At 36.7% G+C, this 10,587-nt stretch carries 3 protein-coding genes; all 3 read left to right on the forward strand.

The genetic code is table 11. The features are described 5' to 3' along the window. Positions 1-5 precede the first annotated feature (5 nt). From C233_RS0111520 to C233_RS0111530, 3 genes are read left to right on the forward strand one after another with little or no spacing between them, the layout of a single operon-like run. Entirely contained in the window at positions 6-4,514 is a 4,509-nt protein-coding gene (locus C233_RS0111520) for an AAA domain-containing protein (RefSeq protein WP_018667742.1), read from the forward strand. After that, on the forward strand, positions 4,504-9,897 hold the full coding sequence (locus C233_RS0111525) for a DarT ssDNA thymidine ADP-ribosyltransferase family protein (protein ID WP_018667743.1): 5,394 nt from the start codon (positions 4,504-4,506) through the stop codon (positions 9,895-9,897). The genes C233_RS0111520 and C233_RS0111525 overlap by 11 nt, the downstream gene beginning before the upstream one ends. Further along, positions 9,890-10,585 carry a macro domain-containing protein gene (locus C233_RS0111530; protein ID WP_018667744.1) on the forward strand — a complete coding sequence of 232 codons (696 nt, stop codon included), beginning with the start codon at positions 9,890-9,892 and terminating at the stop codon, positions 10,583-10,585. The genes C233_RS0111525 and C233_RS0111530 overlap by 8 nt, the downstream gene beginning before the upstream one ends. Positions 10,586-10,587: the final 2 nt, after the last annotated feature.

A 10,587-nucleotide genomic window follows, 5' to 3' on the forward strand; every position in this document is an offset into this window, starting at 1 on the left:
ATAATATGTCTGTTAGATTAAATAAAGTATGTAGAGAGCTTAATATAGGATTCCAAACAATAAGTGAATTCTTATCAAGCAAGGGCTTTGAAATAGAGCTTAACCCTAACTTCAAACTTACTGACGAACAAGCATCTCTTGTTTACAGGCATTTTAGCGACAAGGAATATATACCTCGTCCTAAACCAATTTTACCAATAAACAACGGTTCATCTTCAGATATCACTAAAATATCCCCACTTGAAGATTTTGATTGGGAGCAATATGAAGTGTCTTTGACAGAGGAATCATCAGAAGACACTTCATCCTCTTCTTTTTTTCAAAAACATGATATAGTTAGTGCGATAGTTATTGCTCTTAATAGAAGGGAGATTGTCGTAAATCTAGGTTATAAGATAGACGCAATTATTCCTGCAAGTGAGTTAAGATATAATCCAGACCTAAAGGTTGGTGATCAAATTGATGTCTATATTGAGGAAAATGGAAATAACCATGGACAGTTTGTGGTCTCACATAGAAAGGCGAGATTAAGCAAAGCATGGGATAAGATAAATGAAGTATTTAATAGCAACGAGACCATTAAAGTCTATGTAAAAAGCCGCACTAAAGGCGGTCTGATTGTGGAAGCATTGGGTATGGAGGCATTCCTTCCCGGTTCCCAGATAGATATCGTTAAGGTGTTTGACTATGATAGCTATATCGGGAAGACTCTCGATGTAAAAGTTATCAAAATCAATACTGAATACAAGAACGTAGTTGTCAGTCATAAAGAGGTTGTTTCTGAGAATCTGCAGAAAAGGTCAACGGACAAGACTTTGCTAAAAGATATTTGGCAGAAGCACACAGAAGTTCAAGAACACATATTACGTCAAAGAACTGAACCTATCAGTATTGTCCCTTCATTGACAACCATCGTCAACGAAAAACTTCATGTCAGAATAGACACTTCGGACAATACAGATTTCCTGAAGTCGAGAATTATGGATTCTCTTGGCATCTCTGATCAGGATTGCCATTTTGATGATGGCTATGTTTTTGCTCCGTATAAAAACTGGAGCAAATTAGATGAGCGCGAGAAATCCAGAATCAGCACACAGGCAAACAAGGAATATATTTCTTTCTCTTATTATCCAGTAATTGACGGCAAGATAACTGATAGCAAAGCTCAGTTTACCGGTGTCAGAGAATTACTTGATAAACTGGAAATCGAATACGATTTTGATAAGAAGCGACGTTTGCAAATTTCAATCAACGAACTTCAACGTCTTAAAGACAATGAAGATTTCCAGAATTTACAGGTTTCACTTCCTGATGAAGCATCTGCTATTATACAGACATATCCAAGTATATTGTACTACTTGGAAAGAGTGTGTCCAAATCATAATTTCAAGAATATCGAAGTATTTAAAGATACCTCTCAACTATTAGGCGGAGTTTCAATAAACAAGCAGCTTGTTGTCGAAGGAGGCTTCTTTAACAAGGATACGCTCACTCAGTTGGAAGAATTGTTCGAGCTTAGAATGTGCAAACTGGAATATGAGTTTAAGATAGACAAATCCGCCATTGGTCAATATGACTGGAAGAAGAACAAGTTTGGACTTCCTATATCTGAACAAGGTACGATTCTATTCCGGAAGAATGTGAAGCTTTCGGTTACCGACATCTTTGAAGATGATGATATCGACGTTTTAGATGAAAGTCAGGAGGAGCCCCCAATATATACCGACTCCTTAGCTTTTAACAGTCAAGATACTACAGATATACACTTCGAGTACACTTTGGACTGCCAAATCATAAACCGGATATTTGGAAAGGGGAATTATAGAGTTATCCCTCGTTTCTTCTATAAGTACAAAGAAAACAGAAACTGGGCAACTACAGAGGAATTAGACCGTTTCAATGATCAGATACATACCGAACTTAAAGGGAAAGTCGGTATTGAGAAGAATGGCTCTTCAATTGGTATTGACTTCAAGTGGAAAGAAAATAGCTTGCCAGAGATTCTTACCCAACTCAGTAGAGAATACGGATTCATAGACTTTGGTCTATTCAAGAAGGGTCATAAATGCAACTTTGATATTAAGTACAAAAAAGCGGAGCTTACAAACATCATGGAAGAACTGCATGATTCATTTGATAAGCTTAATGTGGAACTAGTAAAGAAAGGTACCGAACTTTCGTTCTTTAGGGAATTTGACAATCTTGAAGAACTTATAGCATTCAGACCACAACTTCAAAATAAGCTCAATTCATTTGACGCAAACCGCTACAAGTGTATAATCAACGACATACCTGCAGGCTACGTCAAGTTATTATACTATTACGACAAGAAGAGCCATGATGAGGAAAGAGTCGATGCTATAAGGGAATTGAAAGGCGCAGATTTCTCTATTGGTGATTTACCAATCGGTAAGCTGATTCGAATTTCCAACTATCCTGAAATCGTTATTGATATATCGGGTGATAATTATGAGGTCACAAAACAGTTGATAGAAGAAACCCAGGTGTCTTCTATTACACCTGATTTGTCTGGTGATCTTGAAAAGCTTGCCCGTCTTAAAGAATCATTGAATAGAATCGTCCAAGGACGAGATGTTGAAAATGTTTCTTTAGGTGATTTTATCTTTGATGCCTCAAAAGCAGGAGGAATCAAAGATTTTGAAGAATCAATAAGACTGGAAGAACAGGAAATAAGCAAGCATATCCTAAATGGCAAGATAGACAAAAATCAACCGCAGAAGACAGCAATAGCAAAAGCATTGCTGGCTCCTGACCTCGCCCTTATCCAAGGACCTCCGGGAACTGGAAAATCTACTGCCATCGCAGAATTGATTTGGCAGCATACAAGAAAATATCCTGATAAAAGAATACTTCTTACATCAGAAACAAACCTTGCCGTGGATAACGCGATTGACCGTGTGGTAAATCCATATCATAATCTCATTAAACCTATTCGTATTGGTGATGAGTCCCGTCTTGAAACAGAAGGTCTGCAATTCTCATATTCTGCTATGTACCGTTGGGCAAAAGGCGAAGATTGGAATGCAAAGAAGAAAAATGCTTCAATCAACGATGATGATGACGATGAGGAAAATGACGTTTACACTGATATGGATTCCATTTATGAAGCTCCAGAAAAACTGATACTTCTAAACTGGATGGAAAATATCGGTCGTCGATTGGATTCCGATAAAATGCCTTCTGTAGCTCAAGAGCTTTGGAAGGATTTGCTGGAAAATCCAACTTCAGAGCTGAAGAACTTGTTTTTTGACAACTATATTAAGAACTGCAACGTTATCGGTGCTACATGTAGTTCTATTGGTCAAAAAAACATTATCATGTCTGAATCTATCGAGAATACTGGTAAGAGAAACAGCTTTGTCCCTACCAAATTTTATCGCATATATAGACAGATCTTCGCCGACAAGGAGGGTGTATATAACCCCAAAATATATTTTGATATGGTAATTCAGGATGAGTCAAGTAAAGCAACTCCTGCTGAATTGTCTCTGCCGTTAATATACGGTAAGAAGAATGTGATAATTGGCGACCATAGGCAGTTACCTCCTATGCTTTCAAGAGAATCGTTCATCAACTCATTTGATTTTCTTATCAAGAGAGAGAAGAACGATGATGAACGTCAGAAGATGAAAGAACTAAGGAGCTACGTTCTTAAGAATTTCAAAACTCTTGAAATCAGCCACTTCGAACGTTTGTTCACCCAGATTGACGACAACCTGAAGGGTGTTTTCAACTATCAATTTCGTATGCATCCGGCTATCAATGACGTTATTAAACAATTCTACAAAGATGAAGGTGGCTTGGAATGTGGTCTTACTACCCCTATTGATTTAGGTGTCGATGACCCTGACTATATTAATAATGGCGCATCAAGATACCATGGCATCACTGCTGGTCCAATCAATCCTGAGACCCACGTTTTATGGATTGATTCGTCAAGTCCAGAGATGCTTGATGGTACATCTCGTGTGAATTATGGAGAAGTTGCAATCATAAAGAAGTTGCTGACAGATTTCAACGAATCTGAATCATTTCATAACTACGTAGATAGTTGGGATAGTGTTGAAGATAAACAGATTGGTCTCATTTCTTTCTACGGCAAACAGCTACGCCTGTTAAAAGATATGACAAGAGAATTTGACAGCTCGCAAATTCCTGTCAGAGTTAGTACGGTGGATAGATTCCAAGGTATGGAGAGGAACATTATTATTGTATCAATGGTGAGAAGCCATTGCATACAGAATGGAAAAAATCAGAAACCTAATTTTGAACGTTATCCAGTAGATGGATTCCCCAAACAGGAAGACTTAGGTTTTGCTCAATCCCCTAACCGTTTGAATGTCGCACTTTCACGTGCGAAAAGATTGCTTATAATTGTTGGAGATAGCAAATTATTCAGAACCAAGGATATATATGAAAATGTATATCAGACTATTGCTGACCCTAACAACAAATATGGAAAAATAATAACCGCAAGTGAATATGGACTATAATAAGATTCTGCAAGAAGGAAATCTCATATACTCTTCATGCCCATCTGACAACAAGTTCAGAGAGTGGAGATTAAGTAAGACCATATGCAGTGTGGTCTACTATATAACATACGAACTGTCAAAACTGGATAAAGTTATACTGCTTACATTGCAATACAATGGAAAGTTGTATGAAAATCAGCTTGCACGCATCTTAGGATTCAATGTAGAAGACGATTTTGATTCTACTCCTAAAAGATATGCAGACCAGGGAGAAAAGGACATATTTAATGGCATCCTCTCCCAACTGACAACTTTCGGGCTGATAAATATATCTGAAAAAGAGGTATCGTTGTCACCTCTTGGTAAATTGGCACTAAAGAAAGGTGTTAAACACTCTTTCCATCGTGGTGTTATGGCTTTGATGCAATGTTTTGACATCGCACAGAAAGAGTCCTCAGAATACAAGATGTTCCCATTCCGTGATGCACTTGGAGTAACATCCTCCATACAGGGAAAATCTGACCTCCCATACGACGATTTTAACCATGATGGTATTGAGGAAGAACTCTATGATACCTCCTCTGAGCTCATAGCACGTCTTTCACTTCAATGCAGTGCCGACGTAAATATCTGCCGTGCAGAAGAATTAATAGAGTCTCGAATGAGTGAGATTCATGTTGATTTTAGACTGTATGAATATGAGAATGCTAAATATCCGTTTGTTTTCTACAACAATGAATTTTCTGAAGCGACTAATCTTCTTATGCATCAAGAATGCAATAATGATTACATTAACCAGAAAATCCATATCGGTGAATATTTGCATCTTGTTAGAGAAAGTCATAAAGAATTGAACTATGTTTCAATGATGCCATACATAGACGTATGGAATCTTAATGACTTCCTTGAATGCGAGCATCTGAACTGGAAAGACCAAGAACTATTTGCTGAAATTGCGAAACTGGCAAATGGTTCCCATTGGAATACCATATCTGTTGTTTCCCCAACAGATGCCCTTAAACTGTATCTGGAGAATTATAAAGATTCCTTGGACTGGATAGCTCTGTCATCACGCTATGATGATGATTTCATCGTTGAGACTGCTACTAGATATCCTTGGGATTTTGAAAGTCTGTCGGCAAACAGAAGTATTGATTTCGTCAAGCGTCTCATTGTCATCCCTAAGCTCCATGAAGGTGTAGACTGGGATTGGGAATCTATTTTGGAAAGACTTGATGATGAGTTTGTACTTGAAACCATAAATTTTATTCCATACGATATGTACTCTGTAACAGAGAAATACATATCTAAGTATAATTCGATAATAGCAAAATTCCCTGAGAGAAAATGGAACTGGGAATATATTTCCACAAATGCTGGTCTTGACTATGTATTACAGAATATCAATGCGTTTGCAAAAGATATTCATCTGGACGTAATTATGTCAAGGGCATTTACCTCTGTGGAATGGGCAGAAGCATATTGCAACTCAAGCGAATTTGCTTTTGCTGTAATTGAAAAAAAAGAATGGTTGCAGAATAGGTATAATGCAAATTCTGCTGATTACATTTGGACAATTAAAGTTATTGATTGGCATGAGAAACTAGGCTTTATTTCATGGAAGTCGGTTAACAATTCTGATGGATTTGAATGCAATAAAGGAGTCGTTTGGAATAGTACGATATTTGAAAAATATCACGATAAGGAGTTCTCTGTAAAAGGTTTAAACCATATCACATCATCTATTACAGAGGTAAGGATAATTGACATTTATCCTGATTTCAAATGGGTCTGGTCTATTCTCTCTGCGCGTGACATCGTTGTTTCTGACATTGAATTTATCAAGCAGCATTTAGCTTTCATCACTTACTCTAAGGCTATTCCGTTAATAGCAGCAGAAAACCTATCTCAGCTGTATGCAATAGATGAATTCAAACAGTTAGTTACAGAACAGGGTGCTTGGAATAAATTAACAGCTCATATTGAGAAGAAAACCATTCTGCAAAATATAAGCGACTCAAATTGGGACTGGAGTATTATAACTCAGAATTTCTGTGATACGCTTAATTTTGCGGCTCTCTCTAAACTGAATGTTTTAGATCGTCTTGATTGGGATTACATCTCAAAGAATGCAGATATTGATAAAATCAAGAAGAATCTTGATAATTACGAAGACAAATGGAAATGGGCTACATTAACCACTCGTCTTGATCATGATTTTATTGTAGAGAACCTTCCTGAATACTACCTACTTTGGGATTGGGAATATATAATAGAATCTGTTCTTACTGAAGAAGACCTTGCAAAATCTGAATTAAGAATACAGATTGCAATCATTCTGTCAATGCTCGAAAAAGAAGTTAGAGCTTCTATTTGGAGCAAGCTTACAGCTCGATATTCAACAAATGATATTCTGGAAATAAACAGAAATAATTCCCTGCTGATAAATAAACAAGTTTCTTATGAATGGGATTATTCTGATTTATATAACAGAAGTGATTTTGATATTGATGGATATTTAAAGTCATATCAAGAATTTGGTATTCCTGTAGACTGGGATGCTCTTTCTGCCTCCAAATCTTTGAATAAAATTCTTTTTTGGAACAAGAAAGTTATCAAAGATTTTTTCGTATGGGAGAATGTGGTACTTGAAATCCTAGGTAACGAGGATTTCCATTGGAATTTCCAGTATCTATCTACCCTCTCATCAATTAACTGGTGCGATAATATTCTTAGAGTACGCAGTGAAGAATGGGACTGGAATTATCTTTCAGAAAACAGCAAATGTTTTAGTTATAATAGTAAGAAGCCAAATGAGATACTAAAGCACATTGAGAAATTCTCTGCATATCTTGATTTTGCCATTCTCTCAAAACGACATGATGTCAAGCTGACACTACGAATGCTTACATCATTGATTGAGGAGAAATGGGATTGGAAAGAAATATCTTCTAATAGAGGATTTGAATTATCTGCTGAGTTCGTCACCGAACATGATAACCTTTCGTGGGATTGGTATAAATTGACATCAAGAAGAGACTGCCAATTTACCATAGAATATATCAAAGAACATAAAAACAGAAACTGGGACTGGTCTGCTCTTTCAAGAAGGAACGACCTCAATCTTAATGCCGATATTGTAATTTCTCTGATAGATAAAGAATGGGACTGGAAGGAAATCTTACGCAGAAAAGACATTGAATTTACGGAAGAGCATATTTCTAAGTTGGCCCATATTGATTTAGACTGGAAAGAGTTCAGCCGTAGAAAAGACTTCTTCCCGACTATGAACACTTTGAACATCCTAAAGGATAAAGATCTCGATTGGACTGACATTTCACGAAGAATGGAATTACAGTATAATGTAATTCTGTTCTACAAGCATAAATTAAACTGGTCAATTCTCACCAATAGTACTCATATTGATAAATCCAATCCCAAAACCCTTGAAACATTCAAAGAATATCTTGACTGGGATGTAATATCGCACTCTCCTGATTTTAATCCAACAAACGAGAATTTGCAAAAATTCAAAGATAATGTTAATTGGACCATTATATGCAAAAGGTCAGATTTTGTTGTTGACGAAATGACATTATCTTTATTTGAGGATAAAATCGATTGGAAGAGAATCTCTCAAAGTAGTACCATCGCCTTTACTCAAAGTCTGATTGATAGATTCAAAGGTCGTTGGGACTGGGTTGCTTTGGCTGAGAATCCTGCATTCAGAACCTCTGGCGTTGATAAATCATATAAGAGTGAATTGAATTTGATGGAGTTCTATAATACTCTTAAATCGACGGGTTATAGAAGGCCATTCATATATCACTTTACGCACATGTTCAATGCGATAGAAGTGATTAGATCTCGAAAAATACTCAGTCGTAACAGAGCAACAGAACTTGGTCTACTAAAATATGATGCTGCAGGCTCAGTTGTTCATAGGTCTGCTAAAGCACATCCATATGCTCGATTCTATTTTAGAACTGGAACTCAAACACAGTTCTACAATGAATGTTTGGGAAAACAGAAAGGTTCCAAGTACTACGGACGTGCAGAGGATAATGGTTTGCCTATGTGTCCGATGCCAGTATTCTTTAAGTTCGACCTTCAGGAAGTATTGGCAAAACATTCTAATTTATGTTATTACAGTACTGGAAACTTGCAGACTAATTGGGCTCGAATATATAAGGTGATAGATGACCCTCATAATATAGATGCCGTCCACCTGTACAGTAGTCAATGGAGTAGAGAAGTCCAAGAAAAGAAGCAACAAGAATTTCTTATAAAAAATGAGTTTGATTTTTCTGAACTTAAGGATTATCAAATTATCTGCTATGACCATGAAGAAACGGAAATACTAAAGTCTTTATTCTGCGACGACCCAATCTGTGAACATATATATAGCATCTATGACTCTGAAGATGTATTCGAGCATGAGAACCCGCCATTGAAATTTGAAAAGTCAGATGAACGTCTTAAGATAACAACAAGCTACAACGGTGACTATATGTTCCAGATTGAAAGCGCTCAGATTAACAAAATCAGGGTGTTCAATCCTGCGTCTCAAATAAAAGCGGTAAAAAGCCATGTGATGCAGATACGAGACAACGTATCTGTAGAATGTGGCGATACTGAATTTGAGGTTTACTATGTTAATATGAGTCCGCGTGCTCGTTCACCGCGATGGCTGGTTTACAAATATTCTCCAAATAAAGCTGAAATCAAAAACACAGACTCAACTGTTATCGAAAACTTTTTGGGTATTAGCCTTGATGATGACTATTCACCAAAGGAAATGATTACTGCACTTGAACTTATAATGCCAAAACTGGAAGAGCTCTATAATACTCGTGTTAGGCATTATGTGGTCAAGAAGCATACCCTATTAGTATGCGAACAATTTGAGAAGTACGCCTTCGCCTTTGACAATAAATGTATGAACATGGATCTTATGCGTCTTGTACTGGCAATACACGATATAGGCAAGGCTATAGACCGTTCAACTCAGCATGAACATACTCTTTCATTGGTTCGTGAACTATGGGAAAACACTCCTTTTACCGAGCATGAATTCAATCTTGTAGAAGTACTGCTGAGAGATGATCATTTAGGCTCGTACTTCCAAAACAAATATGAATTGTCAGATTTGAAGGAAGAAATTGTTGCTAATGCGACAGAGCTAAAAATGTCTCCATCAATTCTTCTCCAATATAAAATGATATTATATCAATGTGACATAGCTTCTTATACAAAAGATGCAGGTGGATTAAAATATCTGGAACACATGTTTGTGTATGAAAACGGAGAAAAAGCATTTGATGAGGAAAACGGCATCATAGCCATGTCAGAGGAATATGCAGATAGGTATGTAAATCTTAAAGAGTCTATTAATGAATAATATAACATTTCATAAAGGTAATATCTTTAACAGCAAGACGCAGACGATTGTAAATACAATAAACTGCGTTGGTGTTATGGGCAAGGGTATCGCGCTCGTTTTCAAACTCAGATACCCTGAAATGTTTGAAAAATATAAGGAGTTTTGTCAATCAAAGATGATTGGCATAGGAAAATTGTGGCTGTATAAGTCAGAAAATACGCCACAATGGGTATTGAATTTCCCTACAAAATTCCATTGGAAATATCCCAGCAAAATGGAATATCTTGAAGCAGGATTGCAAAAGTTCGTAGATTCTTACAAGGAGAAAGGTATCACTTCGATTGCCTTTCCCCTTCTCGGAACCCACAATGGCGGACTTGATAAAATTGAAGTCCTTGACCTTATGCATAAATATCTCGAACAATGTGATATTCCTATTGAAATATATGAATATGACCCGTTAGCACCGGATGATATGTTTGAGGATTTTATGCTTAAATGGATTGATATTTCGCATTCAGAGAAAATCAAGATATTAGGTAGTCGTTCTTCAAAGCAGATTGAAATCATAGATAAAGCAATCCATGAGGACAATATAAAATCCATGATTGCTTTAATAGAGTATCAAGGGATTGGATTTACGACAATGCAGAAGTGTTTCAATTTTGCAATGAGCTATAAAAAAGAATCTACATTAGAGTTATAAAA

The sequence above is a fragment of the Bacteroides gallinarum DSM 18171 = JCM 13658 genome (assembly GCF_000374365.1).
GTDB lineage: Bacteria > Bacteroidota > Bacteroidia > Bacteroidales > Bacteroidaceae > Bacteroides > Bacteroides gallinarum.

Coding starts and splice junctions, on each gene's coding strand:
- C233_RS0111520 (WP_018667742.1), top strand. CDS start 6: ATGTCTGTTAGATTAAATAAAGTATGTAGAGAGCTTAATATAGGATTC.
- C233_RS0111530 (WP_018667744.1), top strand. CDS start 9,890: ATGAATAATATAACATTTCATAAAGGTAATATCTTTAACAGCAAGACG.
- C233_RS0111525 (WP_018667743.1), top strand. CDS start 4,504: ATGGACTATAATAAGATTCTGCAAGAAGGAAATCTCATATACTCTTCA.